General features: G+C 64.8%; 22 protein-coding genes and 1 pseudogene. 12 read left to right on the top strand and 11 right to left on the bottom strand.

The features are described from left to right. Positions 1 to 17: 17 nt before the first annotated feature. Complete coding sequence (locus ACPJW8_RS03395; protein WP_330188266.1) at positions 18 to 1154, bottom strand: flavin reductase; 1137 nt, start codon at positions 1152 to 1154, stop codon at positions 18 to 20. A gap of 259 nt (positions 1155 to 1413) precedes the next feature. Here ACPJW8_RS03395 and ACPJW8_RS03390 point away from each other — a divergent pair, with 259 nt between their 5' ends. From ACPJW8_RS03390 to ACPJW8_RS03380, 3 genes are all read left to right on the top strand, one after another. Continuing rightward, entirely contained in the window at positions 1414 to 2766 is a 1353-nt protein-coding gene (locus tag ACPJW8_RS03390) for an LLM class flavin-dependent oxidoreductase (protein WP_330188265.1), read from the top strand. A gap of 8 nt (positions 2767 to 2774) precedes the next feature. After that, positions 2775 to 4691: an FAD-binding monooxygenase gene (locus ACPJW8_RS03385; RefSeq protein ID WP_330188264.1), complete on the top strand. Its 1917-nt coding sequence runs from the start codon at positions 2775 to 2777 to the stop codon at positions 4689 to 4691. Positions 4692 to 4790: 99 nt separating this feature from the next. Then, positions 4791 to 5003, top strand: a complete 213-nt coding sequence (locus ACPJW8_RS03380; RefSeq protein ID WP_330188263.1) for a hypothetical protein — start codon at positions 4791 to 4793, stop codon at positions 5001 to 5003. A 68-nt stretch (positions 5004 to 5071) separates the two neighbouring features. On the opposite strand, the gene ACPJW8_RS03375 is transcribed toward ACPJW8_RS03380, so the two are convergent. The 3 genes from ACPJW8_RS03375 to ACPJW8_RS03365 form a co-directional block, all read right to left on the bottom strand. After that, positions 5072 to 5512 carry an iron chaperone gene (locus ACPJW8_RS03375; RefSeq protein ID WP_425256404.1) on the bottom strand — a complete coding sequence of 147 codons (441 nt, stop codon included), beginning with the start codon at positions 5510 to 5512 and terminating at the stop codon, positions 5072 to 5074. Positions 5513 to 5618: 106 nt separating this feature from the next. After that, positions 5619 to 5942 carry a hypothetical protein gene (locus ACPJW8_RS03370; protein ID WP_330188262.1) on the bottom strand — a complete coding sequence of 108 codons (324 nt, stop codon included), beginning with the start codon at positions 5940 to 5942 and terminating at the stop codon, positions 5619 to 5621. A 414-nt stretch (positions 5943 to 6356) separates the two neighbouring features. Continuing rightward, entirely contained in the window at positions 6357 to 7094 is a 738-nt protein-coding gene (locus tag ACPJW8_RS03365; RefSeq protein ID WP_330188261.1) for a hypothetical protein, read from the bottom strand. Between the two features lie 208 nt (positions 7095 to 7302). Between ACPJW8_RS03365 and ACPJW8_RS03360 the strand changes: the two genes are divergently transcribed. Further along, positions 7303 to 7740, top strand: a complete 438-nt coding sequence (locus tag ACPJW8_RS03360; RefSeq protein ID WP_330188260.1) for a hypothetical protein — start codon at positions 7303 to 7305, stop codon at positions 7738 to 7740. A 65-nt stretch (positions 7741 to 7805) separates the two neighbouring features. Here ACPJW8_RS03360 and ACPJW8_RS03355 read toward each other — a convergent pair whose 3' ends face one another. Further along, the gene (locus ACPJW8_RS03355; protein ID WP_330188259.1) at positions 7806 to 8495 is read right to left on the bottom strand and encodes a phosphonatase-like hydrolase; all 690 of its coding nucleotides are present in this window, start codon (positions 8493 to 8495) and stop codon (positions 7806 to 7808) included. 11 nt (positions 8496 to 8506) lie between these two features. Further along, positions 8507 to 9265 (bottom strand): GntR family transcriptional regulator, encoded by a 759-nt coding sequence (locus ACPJW8_RS03350; RefSeq protein ID WP_330188258.1) that lies wholly within the window; start codon positions 9263 to 9265, stop codon positions 8507 to 8509. Positions 9266 to 9433: 168 nt separating this feature from the next. Between ACPJW8_RS03350 and ACPJW8_RS03345 the strand changes: the two genes are divergently transcribed. From ACPJW8_RS03345 to ACPJW8_RS03325, 5 genes are all read left to right on the top strand, one after another. Then, positions 9434 to 10687 carry a TIGR03364 family FAD-dependent oxidoreductase gene (locus tag ACPJW8_RS03345; protein WP_330188257.1) on the top strand — a complete coding sequence of 418 codons (1254 nt, stop codon included), beginning with the start codon at positions 9434 to 9436 and terminating at the stop codon, positions 10685 to 10687. A 67-nt stretch (positions 10688 to 10754) separates the two neighbouring features. After that, positions 10755 to 11672 carry a phosphate/phosphite/phosphonate ABC transporter substrate-binding protein gene (locus ACPJW8_RS03340; RefSeq protein ID WP_330188256.1) on the top strand — a complete coding sequence of 306 codons (918 nt, stop codon included), beginning with the start codon at positions 10755 to 10757 and terminating at the stop codon, positions 11670 to 11672. After that, the gene (locus ACPJW8_RS03335; protein WP_330188255.1) at positions 11669 to 12424 is read left to right on the top strand and encodes a phosphonate ABC transporter ATP-binding protein; all 756 of its coding nucleotides are present in this window, start codon (positions 11669 to 11671) and stop codon (positions 12422 to 12424) included. Before ACPJW8_RS03340 ends, ACPJW8_RS03335 begins: the two co-directional genes overlap by 4 nt. Continuing rightward, entirely contained in the window at positions 12421 to 13245 is an 825-nt protein-coding gene (gene phnE, locus ACPJW8_RS03330; protein ID WP_330188254.1) for a phosphonate ABC transporter, permease protein PhnE, read from the top strand. Before ACPJW8_RS03335 ends, phnE begins: the two co-directional genes overlap by 4 nt. A gap of 19 nt (positions 13246 to 13264) precedes the next feature. Beyond that, positions 13265 to 14674: an alkaline phosphatase family protein gene (locus tag ACPJW8_RS03325; RefSeq protein ID WP_330188253.1), complete on the top strand. Its 1410-nt coding sequence runs from the start codon at positions 13265 to 13267 to the stop codon at positions 14672 to 14674. A gap of 351 nt (positions 14675 to 15025) precedes the next feature. Here ACPJW8_RS03325 and ACPJW8_RS03320 read toward each other — a convergent pair whose 3' ends face one another. Then, complete coding sequence (locus ACPJW8_RS03320) at positions 15026 to 15244, bottom strand: hypothetical protein (RefSeq protein ID WP_330188252.1); 219 nt, start codon at positions 15242 to 15244, stop codon at positions 15026 to 15028. 128 nt (positions 15245 to 15372) lie between these two features. On the opposite strand from ACPJW8_RS03320, the gene ACPJW8_RS03315 reads away from it, so the two are divergent. From ACPJW8_RS03315 to ACPJW8_RS03305, 3 genes and pseudogenes are all read left to right on the top strand, one after another. Beyond that, positions 15373 to 16386 (top strand): hypothetical protein, encoded by a 1014-nt coding sequence (locus ACPJW8_RS03315; protein WP_330194165.1) that lies wholly within the window; start codon positions 15373 to 15375, stop codon positions 16384 to 16386. Between the two features lie 39 nt (positions 16387 to 16425). Beyond that, on the top strand, positions 16426 to 16653 hold the full coding sequence (locus ACPJW8_RS03310) for a hypothetical protein (RefSeq protein ID WP_330188250.1): 228 nt from the start codon (positions 16426 to 16428) through the stop codon (positions 16651 to 16653). Positions 16654 to 16715: 62 nt separating this feature from the next. Continuing rightward, a pseudogene (locus tag ACPJW8_RS03305) lies at positions 16716 to 17753 on the top strand (glycosyltransferase); the annotation flags it as partial. A gap of 288 nt (positions 17754 to 18041) precedes the next feature. On the opposite strand, the gene ACPJW8_RS03300 reads toward ACPJW8_RS03305, so the two are convergent. The 4 genes from ACPJW8_RS03300 to ACPJW8_RS03285 all read right to left on the bottom strand — a co-directional run bounded on the left by ACPJW8_RS03300 (position 18042) and on the right by ACPJW8_RS03285 (position 20405). After that, positions 18042 to 18887 carry an aldo/keto reductase gene (locus tag ACPJW8_RS03300; protein ID WP_330188248.1) on the bottom strand — a complete coding sequence of 282 codons (846 nt, stop codon included), beginning with the start codon at positions 18885 to 18887 and terminating at the stop codon, positions 18042 to 18044. Between the two features lie 119 nt (positions 18888 to 19006). Continuing rightward, positions 19007 to 19462 carry a hypothetical protein gene (locus tag ACPJW8_RS03295; protein ID WP_330188247.1) on the bottom strand — a complete coding sequence of 152 codons (456 nt, stop codon included), beginning with the start codon at positions 19460 to 19462 and terminating at the stop codon, positions 19007 to 19009. Between the two features lie 8 nt (positions 19463 to 19470). Then, a complete protein-coding gene (locus ACPJW8_RS03290) occupies positions 19471 to 20190 on the bottom strand; it encodes a bacterial proteasome activator family protein (RefSeq protein WP_330188246.1) in 720 nt (239 codons plus the stop codon). Positions 20191 to 20213: 23 nt separating this feature from the next. Further along, positions 20214 to 20405 carry a YbdD/YjiX family protein gene (locus tag ACPJW8_RS03285; RefSeq protein ID WP_425256447.1) on the bottom strand — a complete coding sequence of 64 codons (192 nt, stop codon included), beginning with the start codon at positions 20403 to 20405 and terminating at the stop codon, positions 20214 to 20216. Positions 20406 to 20425: the final 20 nt, after the last annotated feature.

Here is a 20425-nt window from a genome sequence, read left to right as displayed (position 1 = left end):
TCCCGCCGAAACCGTTGCTACAGTCCCACACCTTTGGTGATTCGACCGGCAAGTCCGCCAAGTGCCCTCCCATGTGCAGCAACAGCGTCGGTGGCCGAGGCTGCATCCCCCAGCTCCAGTGCGTCGACGATGTCACGAAGATATGAATGTCCGCAGAGATCAGCCCATCCGGTGATGGTGGCAGTCCCCCATACCTGGGAAATGCTGTAGCGGTAGTTCGCGTTGCTCAGCGGCAAGGATCCAGCAATCTTGGCCACGTCGGCATAAAACGCGTCGCACTCCACCAGATACTCAACCAGGGCGCCGTCGATCCGCAAGGAATCCAGCGTCCCCAGGTGAGCCCTCATCGCAGCTATGTGGGCCGGCACAATCTTGCTGGAGTGCGCTTCAATGATTCCCATCGCCAAGCCTGTGCGCACCTCAAGCAACCGTTGGATCGTCTCCACCGGAAGCAATGCCACGGCGTAGGCACCATCGCCTACACGCGTCACGAGGCGCTCCGCGCCCAAGCGGATCAGTGCGTTGCGGACATGTTCCTGCTGCCCGCCAAGTTCCTCGGCCAGTTCCTGCATGTCCACAGCCGTCCCCACCGGTGCACTGCGGCTGAGAACCCAGCTTCGAACCTTTTCGTAGGTTCCGTTCTCATCGGACCTGTCCAAACGCCCAAACTTGCCACGGAAATAGGTAAGGGGAAGCCCCGGATGTTCGGTTGCCCCAAGAACCTCAGCCAGGAATACCGTGTGGGTTCCCCCGCGCACGGTCTCCACGGTCCGGCACACGATGGTCGCCAATGCTCCATCAACGACCGGCATTCCGAGCGAGTCATGGTGTGCCACTCCCTCAAACTTGTCCTCGCCCTTTCTGGCGAACTGCATCGCAACGGCCTCCTGGCCCTCCGCCAGAATGTTGACGGCGAAACCACCGGCCGCTTGAACCATGTCATGCGTGTGGCTGGATTGATTGAGGCACATCAACATCATCGGGGGATCCATTGACAGCGAGGACACTGCCGACGCCGTAGAGCCCCCCGTCTTCCCGTCAACCTGCGTGGAGATGACAGTGACGCCGCTGGCAAAGTGGCCCACCACGGAGCGGAAAACGGCTTGGTCCGCAAGAACCTGCTCAACGTTCCCGGATGTTTGAGAGCTTGACATCGGATGTTCCTTTCAGTGTGCTTGTGACCTATACCATTCTGAATCCAGATCATCTAATAATGCAACCGTTTCCTGCTCGCACATTCAGGCTGGCTGGAGCACTGACGACCTATGCCCCTCCCCGAGCACTCGGAATAGCATTGTCAGCCAACGTAGACCGTGGTAAAAAGAAACAATCTCAATATGAAATGGCATGAGATCGCCGGGCTGCAACGATGCACTCCTCTCCCCGCCATTTCCAGCAGAAAGGACTGAACATATGTCTGCAACACAGCCAAAGCGGCAGATGGCCCTGACCATGTTCCTCATTACAGCTGGCTACCACTACGACAGCTGGCGCATGGAAGGGAGCCGGGCCGAGGAATGGGGCCAGCTCAGCCTTGTTGCCGACATGGCCAAGAAAGCGGAGGCAGCCAAACTGGATGCCCTCTTCCTGGGTGACATCGCCTCTGCGGGAAAGGTCCCCGGCTCCGACCCCACAGTCTCCGGCCACTACGAGCCCATCAGCACGCTCTCGGCTTTGGCCGCCGTCACCAATCGGATCGGGTTGATCGGGACGGCTTCCACCACTTTCCTGCCACCCTTCGCCGTGGCCCGCCAGTTCAGCGGCCTTGACTCCTTGAGTGGCGGCCGCGCCGGATGGAATATCGTCACGTCCAGCACAGGCGAGCGCAACTTTGGATTCGACACCATGCCGTCAGGTGAAGAGCGCTACCGCATGGCAGACGAATTTGTTCAGGTCGCCACCGAGCTGTGGGACAGCTGGAGCGACGACGCGGTCCTGAACGATCGCAAGAATGGCGTGTGGGCTGACCACAAGAAGATTCGGGCCCTCAACCACCGGGGCGAATTCTTCTCCGTCGAAGGGCCCATCAACATGCCCCGGTCGCCCCAGGGGCGCCCCGTCATGGTTCAGGCTGGCTCATCCGAAGCGGGCATGACGGTCGGCGCCAAATGGGCGGATGCCATCTACACGACGCAACCCCACAAGGCTCCTGCCATCGAGTTCTACAACGCCTTCAAGCAGCGTGTAGCGGCCGCCGGCCGCAGTCCCGGGCACGTCAAGGTCATTCCGGGCATCGTCCCGATCGTGGCTGAGACGGAGAAGGAAGCGATCGAACTGCAGAACACCCTTGCTGACCACGTGAACATGGACGCCGGGCGCCGGTTCGTGGCCACCCGCCTGGAAATGGATCTGTCCCAATTCGATCTGGATGACCATATTCCTGAGTCGATGTTTGTTGGGCCCAAGATCGAGAGCCGGAGCCGGTACGAAGTGTTCCGCTCACTCGCAGTGGACAAGGGATATTCCATCCGGGAGCTCATCGTTGAGAATGCCCGTGGCCATGGCCATCACTGGGTGACGGGTACGCCGTCGAAGATCGCAGACATCATGATCGATTGGTTTGATTCGGGCGCCTGTGACGGATTCAACCTGAATTCACCTTTTGTCCCCGGTGGCCAGTCGCTGATCCTGGACCTCCTCGTTCCGGAGCTTCAGTCCCGCGGCTACTTCCGCGAGGAATATGAGGGCGCCACACTGCGCGACCACTTCGGCATTCCGCGCCCCGGCGCTTGGGACACGCAGCCTAATATGAGCGCGGCAAGGTAGGGAAGCAGTTGCAGTTTCATCGTTTCGGTTATGAGTCCGGGGATCCGCGCGTCAGGCCTGCGGCGGGCACCGGCATCAATCGGCGGGCCGGGATTCCGGATACCGTTGACGTGTTGATCGTAGGCACAGGTCCGGCCGGCATGCTCGCAGCCGCGCAGTTGGCCCAGTTCCCGGGAGTAACGACGCGCATTGTTGAACGCCGGCCCGGACGGCTCGCGATTGGGCGGGCCGACGGAATACAGTGCCGGACCGTCGAAACGTTCCAGGCCTTCGGATTTGCCGAAAGGATCATCGCAGAGGCATACCACATTGAGGAGACGGCCTTCTGGAAGCCGGATCCTGCCGACTCCTCGCGCATCATCCGTTCGGCCCGCACTCCGGATGATGCAACTGGAATGAGCGAATTCCCCCACCTTGTGGTTAACCAGGCAAGGGTTCTGGACTACTTCGCCGAGGCGATGGCCAACTCCCCTGCCAGAATGCAGCCTGACTACGGCTTGGAGTTCCAAGGACTCGAACTGGCCGACGAAGGCGATTACCCGGTGACGGTGACGCTGCGCCATACGGCCGGGCCACGTGGGGGAGAGGATCGCGTAGTCCGTGCCAAGTATGTGATCGGCGCGGATGGTGCCCGCAGCAAGGTCCGGGAGTCTATTGGCTGTACGCTTTCGGGCGACCAGGCCAATCACGCCTGGGGCGTGATGGACGTGCTGGCCGAAACCAACTTTCCCGACGTGCGGCTTAAATGCGCCATCCAGTCCGGCAGTGGCGGCAGCATTCTTCTCATCCCCAGGGAGGGCGGACACCTGTTCCGGATGTACGTGGACCTGGGAGAGGTGGACCCGAACGATCACGGTGCCGTGCGCAATACTTCCCTTGAAGAAATCATCCACAAGGGCCAGGAGATCCTCCGTCCCTACACACTCGAGGTCCGCGACGTCGCCTGGCACAGTGTCTATGAGGTGGGCCACCGGCTGACGGACCGGTTCGACGACGTTCTTCCGGACCAGCGCGGCCAACGCACACCACGCATATTCATCGCCGGGGACGCATGCCACACGCACAGCGCCAAGGCCGGCCAGGGTATGAACGTCTCCATGCAGGACGGCTTCAACCTCGCCTGGAAGCTGGGCCACGTGCTGGAGGGACGCAGCCCGGAAAGCCTGCTCACCACCTACTCCGAAGAACGCCAGGTAGTGGCCCAGAACCTGATCGACTTCGACAAGCAATGGTCCAGCATGATGGCCAAGAAACCCGAGGAGTTCGCGTCCCCTTCTGAGCTGGAGGACTTCTACGTCAGCACTGCAGAATTCCCTGCAGGCTTCATGACCCAGTACGCTCCATCCATCCTCACGGCTGAGTCTGCTTACCAGCATCTTGCCACCGGCTTCCCCCTTGGCAAACGGTTCAAGTCCGCCCCAGTTCGACGGGTCGCGGATGCCAACCGCGTCCATCTCGGCCACCACGCCTCCGCCGACGGTCGGTGGCGCATCTACGTCTTCGCCGACGCGGCCGCACCCGGGTCCGGTGCCCCGTCAGCCGGCGCCGACTTTGCAGAGTGGATGGAAACGGCGAGTGATTCGCCATTGGCTGCAACGCCGTCGGGCGCTGACCCTGACGCCTGGTTCGATGTGAAGGTGATCTATCAGCAGCACTACGCGGACATTGACATCAACGTGGTGCCGGCAGTGTATAGGCCACAGGTTGGCCCGTTCCGGCTTACTGACTATGAGAAGGTCTATGCCGCCGATTCCTCAGCAGACATCTTCGAGCTTCGCGGACTGAGTCGCGACGGCGTGGTTGTGGTGGTACGCCCGGACCAGTACGTGGCGAACGTCCTTCCCCTAACCGCCACGGCTGAACTTTCCGCGTACTTCGATTCCCTCCTTCTGCGCAGCGGAACGCGCCAGCAGAGCCGGGGATAATGGGCGTCTAACTCGGAACGGCGCCGGCATCCTTCCTCCGCTCAGGTTCCGGGGATGGAACTTCCCCCGATCCCTCGTCCGACTGGATACCATGCCATCATGAGCACCCGCGATACTCCCGCGCAGGTCGGCGATCTTCCGCCTATTGGACGCCCGGCGAACTCTGCGCTCATCCGAGCAGGCATCACCTCGTTGACTCAGGTTGCTGCCTGCAGCCGCAGCCACCTCCTGGCCATGCACGGCGTGGGTCCCAAAGCTATCCGGATTCTGGAAGCCGCACTCGAAGCCAAGGGGCTGCGGTTCATCGACTGACCCACTCCTACGGAAGCTGCTTGTCCGGGTCCGGTCGGCGGAACCTCCCGCCGTCGTCCGCTTCCGTTCTATGACTGGCCGGCGGCTTTCTTGACGATCTCCGCGATCATGGCTTCCTCGGCCGCACCCAGTTCGGTGACGGCCCAGCTGGTGGGCCACATGTTTCCGTCGTCCAGGGCGGCATCCTCCTGGACACCCAGGGTGGAGTAGCGCGTCCCGAACTTTGCCGCTGCCTGGAAGAACAGAACCACTTTGCCGTTCGAGTTGGCCCAGGCAGGCTGCCCGTACCAGGTCTTCGGAGCCAGTCCCGGGGCAACCTCGGTGACGATCGCGTGGATCCGTTCCGCGATGACGCGCTGGTCATCCGGCATCTCGGCGATCTTCGCCAGCAGGTCCTCGAGGGCGACCGCCGCCTTTTTCCCGCCCTTCTCCGCACGCAACTCTGCCGCGCGCTCCTTCATTGCATCCCGCTCCACCTCGGTGAAGCCTCCTGACCCGCTCACGTTCATGGTCCCCTTTCATGGTGATGGATTCCCCGAGTCTAGACCGGGCCCGATATGCGGGAAGCGTGGTCTCGACTTGCCCGAGGGATCCGGTTCACCGACTGACCGACTCCTACGGAAGCTGCTTCGCCGCGTCCGGCCGCCTGCCGATCCTGTAACCTGCCCAGAAGGCCAAAATAAGCAGACCAACGACGGCAACTGCAAGACCGATCTGCGTCCCCTGGCTCACGAATGCCACACCGTCGCCTATAAAGACCTGGTTGCTTAACGGCGCGTACGCGAACCAGCCGAAGCTGCCAGTTTCGTTTTCGTTGCTCTTCGCGACCACAACGCCAACAAGCACTGTAATGAGGCCGACGGCGGGCAAGATAGCGGCGCGAAGACGGCCTGGCTTCGGCGCTTTGTGTTCCCTGAATGTGTTGTCCTGTTCCCCCATGCGTGTGAGTCTAGCCGGGCTAAGGGACCGTTCGGTTGTTGAACATAGAGGCAGAAAAATATCCAGGCCGGGATCGGAGCAATTTTCTTCGGCGTCCAAAGTGCGACATGCTGCTGAGATGGCTCACCGGACTCCCAACCATGTAAAACGGCGGCTGGCATGGCTCGGCTTTGGGTTCCTGATCGGGATGCTTACCCTCGGGATCAGATACCTGGTCGGAGACTCACAAAACGCACTCAGCGCCGCAGTAACGGTACTGATACCAACTACCGCAGCATTCTTTGCGTCTCTCATCCCGGCAAACGGTAGCAACAAAACATAAGGACGTGCTCGCGATCTTCACGAACATCGACCGACCGTAGCCGCCCGAACTCAAGGGACTCAACCGGCTTGGGGCTCGACCACCGGGATTGTTCAGTAGCCGTCGCCAGCGGGCCGCAGGGAGGTGATCATCCGTTTGATGTCCTTGTACTCCGGGGTGTCCGCATACTTTTCAGCCAGTTCCAGGTACGGCAGGGACTGGTCGCCCGGCGTCTGGTTGTTCTCCGGGTTGTAGAAAGCCCCGAACATGGCCGCGTTCGGCGGCCAGGTGAAGAACTGGAAGATGGCGCACGCTGAATCCCCGGCGGGCAGCGGGCCTGAAGTGATGCCGTAGGCCGCCGCTGGGGTGTCCGCCGGACCGGGCTGGGCGGCGTTCCCTCGGGTTTCGTAGATGAACCTCGGCACGGCCCCGCCCTGCGCCATTGCAGGAAGCTCCTCGGTTTCCAGAACCGAATACGGGTATTTCTCCGTGCACGTTGATCCGGTGGCCATGTTGGTCCGCAGCGTGGCAAGCGGCTTGCCCGCCGCGTTGCGCACCTCCGCGAAGGCACCGCCGCCTTCGGCCAGTTCACCGGCCGGATCCTGGACGGTCCACGCGGCCGGAAGGTCGAACACCAAGGTGCCGTCCGCCGTCGTGAACGTTGTCCACGGTTCCTGCTGCTGAACGGTTCCGGTCGGACTTGGGGCGGGTGCCGTCGTCTGGGACTCGGCCGCCGTTGTTGTGGGCTCCGGTGTTGCTTGTGGCGTGCCCTGCTGGCCGCAGCCGGCGAACAGAACCGCCATGAGAACAACTGCGGGAACCACGACGCCGGACGATGCTTTTCTGCGCATCTCACCCTCCTGGGCCAGGACTTAGTCCTTCCATTGTGGAGCCGTACGGAACCGCCGGATCCGTCGCCGGCGTCATTGGCGCCGAACCGTTGCGTGGGATAACGGAAGGTACCGGGCTGTTCCGGGTCCGGGGTCTCGACAAGCTCGACCACCGGGCCCAGGTCTCGACAGGCTCGACCAACGGTGTTGCATAGGCCAGACTGGCGTTATGGGGGAATTGAATGCAGTTGAGACCGTCCAGCAGCAGAACGAAGCGGCGGAACGGCAAAAGGCGCGACGCCGACGGTGGGGTTGGGCGCTGTCATTGTCACTGCCACTGCTCACGGCCGGTGCGGCTGCCTACCTGTTCTTCACACCCGTGGATCCCAACCAGGGCGTGCGGTGCTATTACGAGGCCGACCTCTCAGCCATCCGTCCCCTCGACAGCGGGGCGGCGTTGCCGCCATACGTTGTGGTGGGTGACAGGGAAACCGGGGCGTCAGACGCTCTCCGTCTCTGCGCCGACGTGTGGAAGGAGGGCACGATGGGCCCGAATCCCGCGATCCCAGTGCCGGAACTGACCGCCTGCGTGGTGGACGAAGCCATCGCCGTCATTCCCGGCCGCCCGGACGTGTGCGCCGGGCTCGGTCTCGAGAAGCTCGACTAGCGGGGGCTCGCCCAGCGGGTCTCGACAGGCTCGACCACCGGGGGCCTCGACACACTCGACCACAACTAGCCCGTCGGCTGCAGCGACGCCACCAGCGCCGGCAGGTCCTTGACCCCGTCCAGAATGGCGAGGTTCGGGCACTGGCCCAGCGCATCGGCGTCGAGCTTTCCGGTCAGCACCCCCACGCCCATCACGCCGGCATTGGCGGCGGCCTGCAGGTCATTGACCGTATCCCCCGCCGCGATCACGGCGCTGACGTCCATCACCCCTGTCCGTTCCATGGCGCGGTGGATCATGTGCGGTGCGGGGCGGCCGCGGGGCACCTCGTCAGAGGTTACGACGGCGTCCAGCAGCCCGCCGCCGCCCACTTCCCAACCGAGGGTGGCCAGGATGGGATCGGCAACATCGCGGGAGAACCCGGTGGTCAGCGCCACCTTGATGCCGCTGGCCTTCAATGAGCGGAGGGCCTCTTCCACACCGTCCAGGGGCACGGGCGGGTTGGCGGCATAGAAGCCGGCCAGGATTTCCCGAAACCGCCCAAAGGTGCGCTCCACCAGCGCGGCATCGGCCCGGACGCCGCCCAGTTCCAGCAGCGCCGCGATCGCCTCGGTCTTGTCCGCACCCATCCAGGCCTGCAGGTTTTCAGCACTCACCTGCGCGCCGGCCTCCACCACGGAATCTTCCAGGGCACGGTACACATCACCGTGCTCGTCAATGGTGGTGCCGGCCATGTCGAGGGCAACAAGTTCAATCATGTGGGTGGTCCTTAAGCGCTGGTGGGCACGCGCACCAGGTTGGCGCGGTGATCATTGGTGTTTTCGATGGTGAAGTTGGTCAGCCCGGGAACGTAACGGTCATCGGAGAACTCGATTGGTTCCCCGGCGGCGGAGGAGGTCACGCGCCGTTCGCGGAGCAGGGGTGAACCAGGTTCGACGCCGAGGAGTTCCGCATCGAGCTCATCCGCCGCAACAGCGTCAATGGTGTGCCGGCCGCGGCTCAGGTCCACACCGCAGCTTTTCAGGAAACTGAAGATCGATCCGCTGTCCGTATCGAAATCGAACAGGAGCCTGCCGGCGTCCAGGACGAAGCTGGTCCGCTCCACCATGGCCGGCATGTCGCCCAGCAGCCGCAGCCGCAGGACTTCCACCACCGGCTCGCCTGCCTCCAGGCCAAGCTGCGCCGCCACGTCCGGGGACGCCGGGCGCTTGGCCACTTCCCGGGTCTGTTGACCCGGCACCCTTCCGATGGAACCAGCCCATTCGGTGAACGACATAAACGTGGTGAAGGGCTGGGACAGCGCGGCGCGTCCTGCCACGGGCTGCTTTCCGCGCCCGCCCAGGATCAGGCCTTCGGCCCGCAGTGCGGAGAGCGCCTGCCGTACCGTTCCCCTGGATGCCTCGAACTCGCGGCACAGCTCAGCCTCGCTGGGGATCTGGAATCCCTCGGGCCAGGTTCCGGACGTAATGCGGCTGCGGAGCTCATCAGTCAGGCGCTGGTGCAGGGGCTGAAATTTCGAAACGGACATGGGTTGATCATACAAGTTGACCGGGCGGGGCTTCGAGCATTTACGGCCAAAGTAGATGAATCGCGGCTTAACTTCCGGTGGCTGAAGTGAACAAATCACCAACTTGTTCAAACAAGTGCCAGTTTTGGCTTGAACCACGCTTCCGGATGGACCAGTATCAATCGTGTGATGACGCAAAACCCTGAAACCCAGCCCTCCTCCGGCCTTCCCACTTCCGTTGACGTTGTAGTGGTGGGAGCCGGAATTGTGGGCCTCGCCCACGCCGCACTGGCCGCGGACCGCGGACTCTCCGTCCTGGTCATTGACCGCGACCACCGCGCCGTGGGGGCATCCATCCGCAACTTCGGGCATTGCTGCATCACCGCCCAGACCGGCGACTTGTATGAACTGGCCACCGCCGGCCGCAAGCACTGGCTGGATTTCTCGGCCAGGGCAGGGTTCTGGTCCACCGAGTCCGGAGCCGTGGTGGTGGCCCGCACCGCAACGGAACTGCGGGTGCTCCAGGAACTTGAGGAGCGCCGCGAGCCCGGGCAGATCGTGTTGCTCAGCGCAGCGCAAACCCTGGCTCGGTTGGGCCGGACCGGAACCAACCAGGCACCAACAGAAGATGCACCAACATTAGGCGCATCAACAGAAGGCGCACCAGCAGAAGACACGGCACCCGACCAAGGTGCCGGCGTCGCGGGTGGCGCCTGGCTCCGGGACGATCTGCGGGTGGATCCGCGCACCACTGTGGCGCAGCTGGCCGCGTGGCTGGACCAGCAGCAGGATGCGGCGGTGCGCTGGAACACCAGTGCGCTCGGTTTCGCCGCGGGCACTACACGCACGGCCCGCGTGCAGACCAGCCGCGGCGACGTCGAGGCCGATCACGTGTTCGTCTGCGTGGGCCACGACGTTGACCTGCTGTTCCCGGAAGTTGCCGCCGAACACCGGATCGACCGCTGCTCGCTCCAGATGGCCGCTGCCGAGGCCCCAGGCGGCCTGGAGTTGGCGCCCGCTGTACTGACCGCAACGTCCATGCTGCGCTATGGCGCCTTCGTGGAGCTCCCGTCCGCACCTGCCCTCCAGGCCCAGGTCCAGGCTGAGGATCCGGAACTCCTGGACATCGGCGCCAACGTGATGTTCACCCAGCGCCCGGACGGCACCCTGCTGCTGGGCGATTCACACGCCTACCAAAAGACCGCCGACCCGTTCCTCGCCGAAAGCACCACTGACCTGCTGCTGGACCGCATTCAGGGTGTGCTCGGCGTCGAAAACCTCACTGTGACCGAACGCTGGCAGGGCATTTACGCCTCCAGCGACGTCGGCCCGCTCTTCGTGGCGGACATTCGGCAGGGCGTAACAGCCGTGTCCGTGACCGCCGGAATCGGCATGACCGTCTCCTTTGGCCTGGCCGAATGCAACATCAACGCCCTTCCCTGACCCACCCCAGCACCAGCACCAGCACCTAAATCTCCCTTCCATCAGGCCCCTACACCAAGGACTTCCCGTGAAAACGCGTAACGCTGCCTTACTGCCCCTTGCCCTTTTTGCCGCCGTCGGCCTCTCCGCCTGCACCGGCAGCCAGGCCCAAACGTCCACCGCCAGCACCGCTTCCTACTGCTCTGACGGGCCCATCAAGTTCGGCATCGAGCCCTACGAGGACCCCGCAAAACTGGAGCCGGCCTACCGGGTCCTGGCCGATGCCATGGAGAAGGAACTGGGCTGCGACGTGGAGGTACAGGTTGTGGAGGACTACTCCGCAGAGGTACTGGCCATGGCCAACAACCGCCTGGACATCGGCCAGTTCGGCCCCATGGGTTACGTCTTCGCCAGCAGCAAGGCCGGCGCCGAACCGGTGGCTTCCTTCGGCACCGCGGACGGCAAACTGAGCACCTACACCGCCGGAATCTATGTGGCCAAGGACTCCAACGTCCGTTCCATTGAGGACCTCAAGGGCAAGGACCTGGCGCTTGGCGGGATCGGTTCCACCTCCGGGGATGTCCTCCCCCGCTACGGCCTCAAGACCGCCGGAATCGACGAATCCGAACTCAACATCAACTACGCCGGCGGCCACCCGGAGGCGCTGCTGGCCCTGACCAACGGCACGGTGGACGCTGCGGAAATCAACTCCCAGACCATCGCCTCAGCTACCGCGGCGGGCACCTTCAACCCGGACGACTTCCGGCAGGTGTGGACTTCCGAGCCCATCCCCAATGATCCCATCACCATCCGCGGCGGCGCCGATCCGGCCCTGAAGGACGCTGTGCGCGATGCCCTGCTGAACCTGCCGCCGGAAGCCATCGAGGAGGTGGGCGCATTCCTGGATGTCACGCCTCCGGGCCCGCTGCTGGCCGTCACCAAGGACACCTACAAGCCGCTGTTCGACCTCGCCGCCACCATGGGCCTCACAGAGGAGGACCTGTGACGGCGGTGGAAGTTGCCGGACTCACCAAGTCCTACGGCGGTGCCACGGTCCTGGACGGCGTGGATTTCACCGTCCGGACCGGGGAACTGCTGGCCTTCCTGGGAGCCAACGGCTCCGGGAAATCCACCACCCTCAAATGCGTGATGGGGTTGGCCGCACCCGACTCCGGCAGCATCCGCCTGCAGGGCACCGAGGTGTGCGGGCTGCAGGGTGCCGCGCAGGTGAAGGCCCGCAGCCAGGCCGCCATGGTGTTCCAAAAAATCCACCTGGTCCCCCGGCGCACCGCACTGGATAACGTCTGTTCCGGCGGGCTGATGCGCGTGCAGGGGCTGGGATCGGTGAGTCCGGCGTTTTTTCCCAGGGAACTGAAGGAGGAAGCCATGGCGTGCCTTGACCGTGTGGGCCTGGCCGGCAGCGCCCTGGAACGCGCCGGCAAGCTGTCCGGCGGCCAGCAGCAGCGCGTCGCCATTGCCCGGGCCTTGTGCCAGCGCGCTTCGGTGTTGCTGGCTGACGAGCCGGTTTCCGCACTGGATCCGCACGCCGCCGAACAGGTGATGGCGCTCCTGGCCGAACTCGCGCACACGGAGAACCTTGCAGTTGCCGCCGTCCTCCACCAGCCGGACCTGGCCATCCGCCACGCGGACCGCGCCATCGGACTGCTGAATGGAAAGATCATGTTCGACGGCGGCACGGCGGCTTTGTCGGGCAGTGTCCTGGATGCGCTGTACGCACCGGACAGGATCGCGGCGTGAGGGCGGCAACGCCGGTACGGCGGCTTCCCGTCCCCACGTCCCGCCGTCGGATGGCCCGTAACAGCGTCACGGCCACCGCCGTCGTGGTTCTGGTGGTTCTGCACATCATCGCCCTGGAGAGCACCGACTTCGAGCCGGCCCTGCTGGTGGACGGCGCGCAGGGAATGGACCGGTTCCTGGCGGAGGCATTCCCGCCGGACCTGAACTGGGAGAAGGTCCTCAAGCCCAGCCTGGAAGCGACGCTGGTGACGCTCTGGATCGGCCTCCTGGGGACCACGCTCTCCATCCCCACGGCCCTGCTGCTCGCGGCGTTCGCCTCCGAAACCACCACGCCGCATCCGGTGGTCTACCAGGCATCCCGCGCAATACTGTCCTTCTTCCGGGCCGTCCCGGATGTGGTGTTCGCCCTGATCTTCGTGACAGCCGTGGGCCTGGGGCCGTTTGCCGGCGTGTTTGCCCTGATCTGCCACAACACCGGCGTGATGGGTAAACTCTGGGCCGAGGCCATGGAGGAAAGCGACCAGGGCCCGGTGCAGGCACTGTCCTCCGCGGGGGCCAGCAAGCTGCAGCAGACGTTCCACGCCAGCATCCCGCTGGTGATCCCGCAGTTCGTGGGACTCCTGCTGTACCGTTTCGACGTCAACGTGCGTTCGTCACTGGTCCTTGGCCTGGTGGGCGCCGGCGGCGTGGGGCTGCTCATCAACCAGGCCATCAAGTCATTCCAGTTCGACCAGATGCTGACGCACATCATTGTGGTGCTGATCCTCATCATTGTGGTGGACCAGGCGTCCGCGCTGATAAGGCGCCGGCTGGCCGCCTGACCCGCTTCGGAGACAAATCGTGAAGAACACAACACCCCACAAGGGGCTTCCGTCAGGGACCCTGGCCCGGAAGACGCTGGTGATCGGCCTGGACGGGGCCACCTTCGCCGCCTTTGGTGCAGCCGGCGTACCGCGCCTGGATGGGCTGATGGGCAGCGGCATGACGGCCGTCAGCAACCTGTTTGCCAGCCCCATGGCTCCCACGCTGTCCGCTCCGGCGTGGTCCAGCATTGCCACGGGCGTCTGGCCGGACAAGCATCGCGTGCTGGAGAACAGCTTCGCCGGGGCGCAGTTTGGCCGCTACCCGGACTTCCTCAGCCGGCTGAAACAGGCCATTCCTGGTGCCTCCACCGCCGTGATTGCCACGTGGGCTCCCATTCCCGGCACGCTGTTCAGCGACGCCGTGGACGTGCGCGTGGCGGGAAGGGACGACGACGAGACGGTCCTGCGGGCCGCCGGCTACCTCGCCAACGGCAACCCGGACGCCATGTTCGTGCACCTTGATGAGGTGGACGAGGCCGGGCACAGCAGCGGGACCGCCTCCGGCGCGTACCTCACGGCCCTGCGCCGGGCGGACGAACGTGTTGGGCAGCTGCTCGATGCGGTCCGCCGGCGGCCCGAGTATGCCAGGGAAGAGTGGCTCATCATGGTGGTTGCCGATCACGGGCACACTGCGGCTGGCGGCCACGGCGGCCACAGTGTCGAGGAGCGCCAGGTGTTTGTGATCGCCAACGTCCCCGGGATCGAACCAGGCTCAGTGCGCCATGACGTGAAGCTGACCGACATCGCTCCGTCAGTCCTCCGGCACGCGGGGATTGCGGTGGATGCGGTTTGGGATCTGGATGGCAGGTGCATCCAGGACCTGGTGCCGGACGCGTTCGATGCCCTCCGCGGCGAAGTCCTGGCCCGGGCCGACTCTCCCGCCGCAGCGTTCGACGGCGTCAGTGTTCCGCACGGCTGGTCGGTGGACAATTCCGCCATGCCGGAGGGCGGCGTCCCCGGATGGCGCGGCTGGACCTTCACCACGGACGATCTCTGGACCGGCACCGTCCGGGGCCAGGGGCGCGAAACCAGTGTGCGCCACCGCAACGTGTTCGCAGTGGCAGATTCCGCCAACTGGGGCGGAGCTGGGGTGTTCGATTCCACCCTCATCAGCCCGGGTTTCCAGGTCACGGAAGGCTCGACGGCGGCGCTGAGCTTCGCAGGGAACTTCCGGGCGGGCGGCTCCCAGGCAGGGGATGTGCTGGTCAGCTTTGACGGCACGGCGCCCCAGTTGCTCAGGTCCTACACGAGCGACTCGAACGGTTTCGAACTCATCATGCTGGACGTTCCCGCCGGAGCCACCCAAGCCGCCGTCCACTTCCGCTATACGGGGGCCGGCGGCGCCTTCTGGTCCGTGGACCAGGTGCTCATCCAGCCGTCGGAGTAGCGCCCGGGTCTCGACAGGCTCGACCACCGGCGGTCCGGGTCTCGACAAGCTCGACCACCGGGACAAGCTCGACCACTGGGACACGAAAAAACGGGCTGCCAGTTCGCGGTGGCAGCCCGTTCTCCGTGGTGATCCTGTGGTGGTCAGCCGATGCCCGGAACTCCCGGGAGCGGCGGCAGGCCACCGATGATCGAGCCAACAAGTCCTACGAGTGTGCTGATGAGACCGAGAAGCGATGAGAGCATGAAGCGCCTTTCCGGGTAGCAGAACGTGCATTACGAATCAGACCCTACCGGAAATATGGCACAAATTGACAAGTTTTTGACAAGTATTTTACAGACTTATCACGTTCTATTGGGGGCCTTCCTCGTCGTCCTCGCCGGCGATATCCCCGTCGGCATCTTCTCCCGCTTCTTCGGGCTCAAAAGTGTTGGGTTCATCGCTGGCTCCGAGGCCCACGCCTTGCTCCTTGCCGGGGATCCCGCCGTCGTTCCGTGATTTCTCCCCCTGGCCTGCGGCACTTTCCTGGACCTCGTCGTCGGGCAATGAATCCGGTGAATTCACAGTCATGGCTCCTCCTTAATCCGTGGACAATTTCACGCTAGCAGGACCGGGCGCCGCGGCCAATGGTCTCGACAAGCTCGACCACCGGAGCTCGACCACCGGAAATTCCAGCGCATCGTCCTAAGATGGCTCGCATGGAGGACCAGGACCTGGCCGAGATCGCCAACCAGCTGTACGCGCTCCCGTTCGATGAGTTCATCGCCGCCCGCGCAGCCGCAGCCAAGGACGCCGGGAAGGAGCAGGCCGCCGAGGTCCGCACCCTGCCCAAGCCTTCGGCCGCAGCCTGGACGGTCAACATGCTGGTCCGCTCGCGTCCGGATGTCCTGGAGGATCTCGAGGACCTGGGCGGGAGGATGCGCCAGGCGCAGGAAAAGTTCGACGCCGGTGCGTTGCGTGAGCTGGGCCGGGAACGCAGGGCGGCCCTCGCCTCCGCCGTGGATGCCGCCCGGGACGTCTCCACTGAACTGGGCCGCCCGCTCAGCACTGCGATCGCCACGGAAGTGGAAGCCACGCTCCGCGCCCTGACCGCCGACGAAGGTGCCGCTGCCGCTGTCCGGACGGGGCGGTTGCTGCGTTCGTTGTCGGCCGACGGCGTGGACCAGGTGTCCCTGGATGGTGCCGTTGCAGTGCCGGGCGCCATGGATGTTCCGGCTCCAAAGACGCCATCGCTTCCCCGGAAAGCCCCCGCACGGGAAGTGCCCGGTCCGGAAGCGCCCGCATCAGAAGCGGCGGAACCTAAAAAGAAGCCCTCGAAGGAGCGTTCCGCGGACCAGACTGAGGCCAAGTCCACAAAACCCCGGCTCGTTGCCGTCCAGCCCAAGGAACGCCCTGCCACGCCCTCGCTTCTGGAGAAGGCAAAAGCCAGGGCGGAAGAAGCCCGCCAGGAGGCGGACGAGGCAGCCCGGGACGCTGAAGACCGTGAAACCGAAGCGGCAGAACTTGCTGAGGAAACGGCGCACCTGGCCTCAGAGGCCAAGCGGCTCCGCGAGGAACTGAAGGCTGTGGAGGACCGGCTGGACCGAGCCCGGAAACAGGAGGCCACAGCGGCGGCGGAAGCCCGGCAGTTGCGGCGTGCCGCGGATAAGTCGCTGCGCAGCGCGGACCTCGCCCACGAGCGTGTACTGCGTTTGGGCAACACGCGGAACTGATGACCGAGTATTGTCAGACCCCGGTTGCACACTGGAGTTATGAAGAACCAGAGCATCGCACCCCAGCAATCGCACACTGACGCCGGCGCCGGACTGCACGCTGAATTCCACGTCACGTACTTCGATGCGGACTGCGGCCGGTCCCGGCTGGAGATCTTCGAAACGGCCCTCGAAGCGGAGCGGTTCGCCAGCCGCCAATGCGCCGGTGAGGACTCGTGGGCTGTTGTGGACGTTGTGGAAATCGTCCAGGCCCGCATCGCCGCCTAGCAACCTGGCCACCGGTCGGGCGGCCGAGCGGTCGCCAGGCAACCAGTCCAGAGGACCCTGCCATGCATGCGCTAATCATGTCCTTCGGGACGCGCGGCGATATCCAGCCGTACGCCGCTTTCGCCGGCGCGTTTGCCCGGGCGGGGCACAATGTCACCCTCGCCGTCCCTGAAGAGTTTGCTGACCTGGTGCCAACCAGCGGACCCGGGACCGTCACGCACTGGCCGGCGGGTTCCACCATGTTGCGCCTGCTTCAGGACGTGTTGCCTCAACTGAGCGGGCCCCGGGACGCGCTGCGGACGCTGGGGGTCATGACCTCAGCCATGCGGGAGCTCAACGCTGAATGCTGGGCTGCCGCGCAGGCCACCCGCCCGGACGTGGTGGTCTACCACCCCAAATGCCTTGCCGGCCCGCACATTGCCGAGGCGCTGGGCGTGCCCGGCGTGTTTTCCCTCCCGCTGCCGCTCTACACCCCCACCCGTGCCTATCCCGTGCCGTTCTTCGGTGGCGTCTCCTTCGGGGCCTGGGGAAACCGTGCGTCGTACGCGTTCCGGCGGGTGGCCGGAACCATGTATGGCGGCATGATCAGCGACTTCCGGCGCGAGGTGGGCCTGGGGCATACAAGCCGCCTGGCGGATCCGTTGAAGAACCCGGACGGCAGTCCGGTCCACATCCTGTACCCGTACAGCAGGCACGTCGTGCCGGTCCCTGGGGACTACCCGCCTTCCGCGCACGTTACCGGCTACTGGTTCCTGGAGCCCGACGCCGGGTGGGAGCCGCCGTCGCGGTTGGTTGACTTCCTTGCAGCGGGTGATCCACCGGTATATATCGGCTTCGGCTCCATGGGCTTCGGCATGGGAGCGGACCAGCGCCGGGAAGCAGTCCTGGCCGCGCTGCGCGTTCACGGTCTGCGCGGCATTGTCGCAACCGGGTGGGGAGGCATAGCGCCCGGCGAAGCAGAGGCCGACGACGTCCTGGTCCTGGAGGGTGTTCCCCACGAGTGGCTCTTCCCGCGCGTTGCGGCAGTCGTCCACCATGGCGGCGCAGGTTCCACCGCGGCAGGCATCAGGGCGGGCCGGCCAACGCTCATTGTGCCGTTCCTTGGCGATCAGCCGTTCTGGGGCGCCAGGGTCCACCGGCTCGGCGTCGGCCCTGCCCCGCTCCCGGCCAGGCAACTGGGCACTGGATTGGCAGAACGCCTCGGCGACCTCGTCCATCGGCTCATATGCTTCCCGTGCCCAGGAGGTGGGGGCTGCAGTCCGCGCCGAAGACGGCCTCGGCACTGGCGTACGGGTCCTCGAACAGATCACAGGTGTGGGACCCCGCGGATAAACAGACCACAGCAAAATGGCCGCAACCCAAGCGGGTTGCGGCCATTTCCGGGTTGCTTAGGCGAAGTCGCTCACTGCCGGATCCGCACCAATGCGGCCGCTGCCGGCTGCGGTGCGGTCCAGGCCGTTGATCGCCTCCACGTCGGCGTCGTCCAGCTTTACCTCAAGGGCGGCGAAGTTCTCGCGGATGCGGGATTCGGTGACGGACTTGGGGATCACCACGTTGCCGATTGCCAGGTGCCAGGCAATAACAACCTGCGCAGGCGTGGCATTGTGCTTGGCCGCGATACCGGAGACCACGGGGTCATTGAGCAGCTCGCCGCCCTGGCCCAGCGGCGACCAGGCCTGAGTGAGGATTCCATTGGAAGCACCGAAGGCGCGCAGTTCGGACTGGCTGAAGTACGGGTGCAGCTCAATCTGGTGGATCGCCGGGGTTACCCCGGTTTCCTCGATGATGCGCTGCAGGCCCTCAACCGTGAAGTTGGAAACGCCAATCGACTTCACGCGGCCACGCTTCTGGAGCTCAACAAGAGCCTTCCAGGTGTCCACGTACTTGTCCTGTTTGGGCTGCATCCAGTGGATCAGGTACAGGTCAAGGGTTTCCAGGCCCAGCAGCTCCATGGATTTTTCGAACGCTGCCAGCGTTGATTCGTAGCCCTGGTCAGCGTTCCAGAGCTTGGTGGTGATAAACAGCTCCTCCGGCGAAAGGCCGGAGTTGGCAATCGCGCGGCCTACGCCTGCCTCATTGCCGTAAATCTTGGCGGTATCGATGTGGCGGAAGCCTGCTTCGAAGGCCTGGCCCACCACCTTCTCCGCTACATCGTCCTCTACCTGCCAAACCCCGTAGCCCAGCTGGGGAATGGTGTTGCCGTCGTTGAATGTCAGGTTCGGTGAAGTTGTCATACATATATCCTGCCAAACCGGCCACCCGGCCACGCCCTGCCAAAGCCCCTGTCCGCCACCTGCGTAACAGGGAATAAACGGGAGGGGCGCGCCAAACTGTGCCGGACGAAGGCTGGCCGTCACGAAGCCGGCGGGGCCTCGGCAAGCTGCCTTTCGGCGTCGGCCACTTGTTCAAAAACCGATTCGGCCCGCCGCCATACGGACGCTGCACCTACCGGCACCGGCCCAACGGCCAGCCGCAGCATGGCAGCTGCTTCGGCCGTTGTGGCCAGCGAGTTTCCGGCTTTGGACAGGGCCCTGTGCACACCGGCCAGGGCGCCGGGAACGTCCAGGCCGTCGCTGGGCGAGCGGCGCTGCGCCTCGACGCACACCGCCCGCACCCGCTCGGACAACGCGCCCAGGGCATTGGCGATCTCCACCAGCTCGGCGTACAGCTGGTCATCCTCCACACCTTCAAGGACCTGGTGGTACCGGTCCAGGCCGCGGTGGAAGCGGTCGTGGGCGCGCCGCCACAGGCCCTTGCCCAGTTCGGAGTCGTCCTTGCGCCCTTGGCGCGCGGCGGTGAAGAAGCCCAAGCGGAGTCCTACAGGTACTGGCCGGGGCCGTGATCCGGATCCACCGGCCTGCCCTGCTGGCGGCCGTGCTGCGGTGCGGCAGCACGCTGCGGCTCGCCGTTTTCACCGATGACGACGCCGGGAGCAATCACAGTGCCGGGCGGCAGCTGGCGCAGCTGCAACTGTGCTGCGGCCTGTTCCCGGGCAGCGTGCTGGGCAGCAATGGCCGCCTGGATGCCGTGGAAGAGCCCCTCCAGCCAGCCCACCAGCTGGGCCTGCGCAATACGAAGCTCGGCGTCCGACGGCGGCGCATCCTCCGGGAACGGCAGACTGATCCGTTCCAGCTCCTGGATCAGCTCAGGCGCCAGCCCGTCTTCGAGCTCCTTGATGGACCGTTCGTGGATTTCAGCCAGCCGGCCGCGGGCAGCGTCATCCAGAGGCGCGGCCTTCACTTCCTCCAGCAGCTGCCGGATCATGGTGCCGATCCGCATCACCTTGGCGGGTTCATCCACCAGTTCCTGCAGCTTGTTGGCACGTTGCTCAGGGCGCTGGGCATCGGAGGGCCGGCCGTCAACGCCGGGGCCTCCCTGCGTTACCTGCCCGCCGGGCTGCCCGGAGCCGCCCGGTACCCCACCCGGACCCGGGATCGGGGCACCCGGGAGGGCATCGCCGTCGAGCGGTGTTCCCTCAACGGGACGGTCCTCACCAGGCCCAGTGACATTCGAATCGCTGACATTCGGATCGCTCATGCGTTCATACTCTCATGAGCCACTCAGCAGCACCGCCCCTGTGGATTGGCGTCCTGCCGGTCCGTCTGGTCCCGCCAGAATTCGCGCTCGCTCAAGGGCACGCCGTGGTGTCCGAGAGCCCGGTGGTGCTCCAGGTATTTGTCGTAGGCGTCGGCGCCGAGGACGCCGCGGAAGTACCTGGCCAGGCCTTTGAGTCCGGCCGTCAGGCCCGCCATTGACGGCGGGCCTGACGATC

This window comes from Pseudarthrobacter sp. J47 (assembly GCF_049810315.1).
In the GTDB taxonomy this organism is placed as follows: domain Bacteria; phylum Actinomycetota; class Actinomycetes; order Actinomycetales; family Micrococcaceae; genus Arthrobacter.
The sequence above is the reverse complement of the archived record's forward strand: the minus strand, read 5'-3'. Positions and strand labels throughout refer to the sequence as shown.

Coding starts and splice junctions, on each gene's coding strand:
- ACPJW8_RS03365 (WP_330188261.1), bottom strand. CDS start 7,094: ATGCGCAGAAAAGCATCGTCCGGCGTCGTGGTTCCCGCAGTTGTTCTC.
- ACPJW8_RS03395 (WP_330188266.1), bottom strand. CDS start 1,154: ATGTCAAGCTCTCAAACATCCGGGAACGTTGAGCAGGTTCTTGCGGAC.
- ACPJW8_RS03380 (WP_330188263.1), top strand. CDS start 4,791: ATGAGCACCCGCGATACTCCCGCGCAGGTCGGCGATCTTCCGCCTATT.
- ACPJW8_RS03345 (WP_330188257.1), top strand. CDS start 9,434: ATGACGCAAAACCCTGAAACCCAGCCCTCCTCCGGCCTTCCCACTTCC.
- ACPJW8_RS03320 (WP_330188252.1), bottom strand. CDS start 15,244: ATGACTGTGAATTCACCGGATTCATTGCCCGACGACGAGGTCCAGGAA.
- ACPJW8_RS03390 (WP_330188265.1), top strand. CDS start 1,414: ATGTCTGCAACACAGCCAAAGCGGCAGATGGCCCTGACCATGTTCCTC.
- ACPJW8_RS03370 (WP_330188262.1), bottom strand. CDS start 5,942: ATGGGGGAACAGGACAACACATTCAGGGAACACAAAGCGCCGAAGCCA.
- ACPJW8_RS03355 (WP_330188259.1), bottom strand. CDS start 8,495: ATGATTGAACTTGTTGCCCTCGACATGGCCGGCACCACCATTGACGAG.
- ACPJW8_RS03315 (WP_330194165.1), top strand. CDS start 15,373: ATGGAGGACCAGGACCTGGCCGAGATCGCCAACCAGCTGTACGCGCTC.
- ACPJW8_RS03350 (WP_330188258.1), bottom strand. CDS start 9,265: ATGTCCGTTTCGAAATTTCAGCCCCTGCACCAGCGCCTGACTGATGAG.
- ACPJW8_RS03310 (WP_330188250.1), top strand. CDS start 16,426: ATGAAGAACCAGAGCATCGCACCCCAGCAATCGCACACTGACGCCGGC.
- ACPJW8_RS03285 (WP_425256447.1), bottom strand. CDS start 20,405: ATGGCGGGCCTGACGGCCGGACTCAAAGGCCTGGCCAGGTACTTCCGC.
- ACPJW8_RS03290 (WP_330188246.1), bottom strand. CDS start 20,190: ATGAGCGATCCGAATGTCAGCGATTCGAATGTCACTGGGCCTGGTGAG.
- ACPJW8_RS03300 (WP_330188248.1), bottom strand. CDS start 18,887: ATGACAACTTCACCGAACCTGACATTCAACGACGGCAACACCATTCCC.
- ACPJW8_RS03375 (WP_425256404.1), bottom strand. CDS start 5,512: ATGAACGTGAGCGGGTCAGGAGGCTTCACCGAGGTGGAGCGGGATGCA.
- ACPJW8_RS03360 (WP_330188260.1), top strand. CDS start 7,303: ATGGGGGAATTGAATGCAGTTGAGACCGTCCAGCAGCAGAACGAAGCG.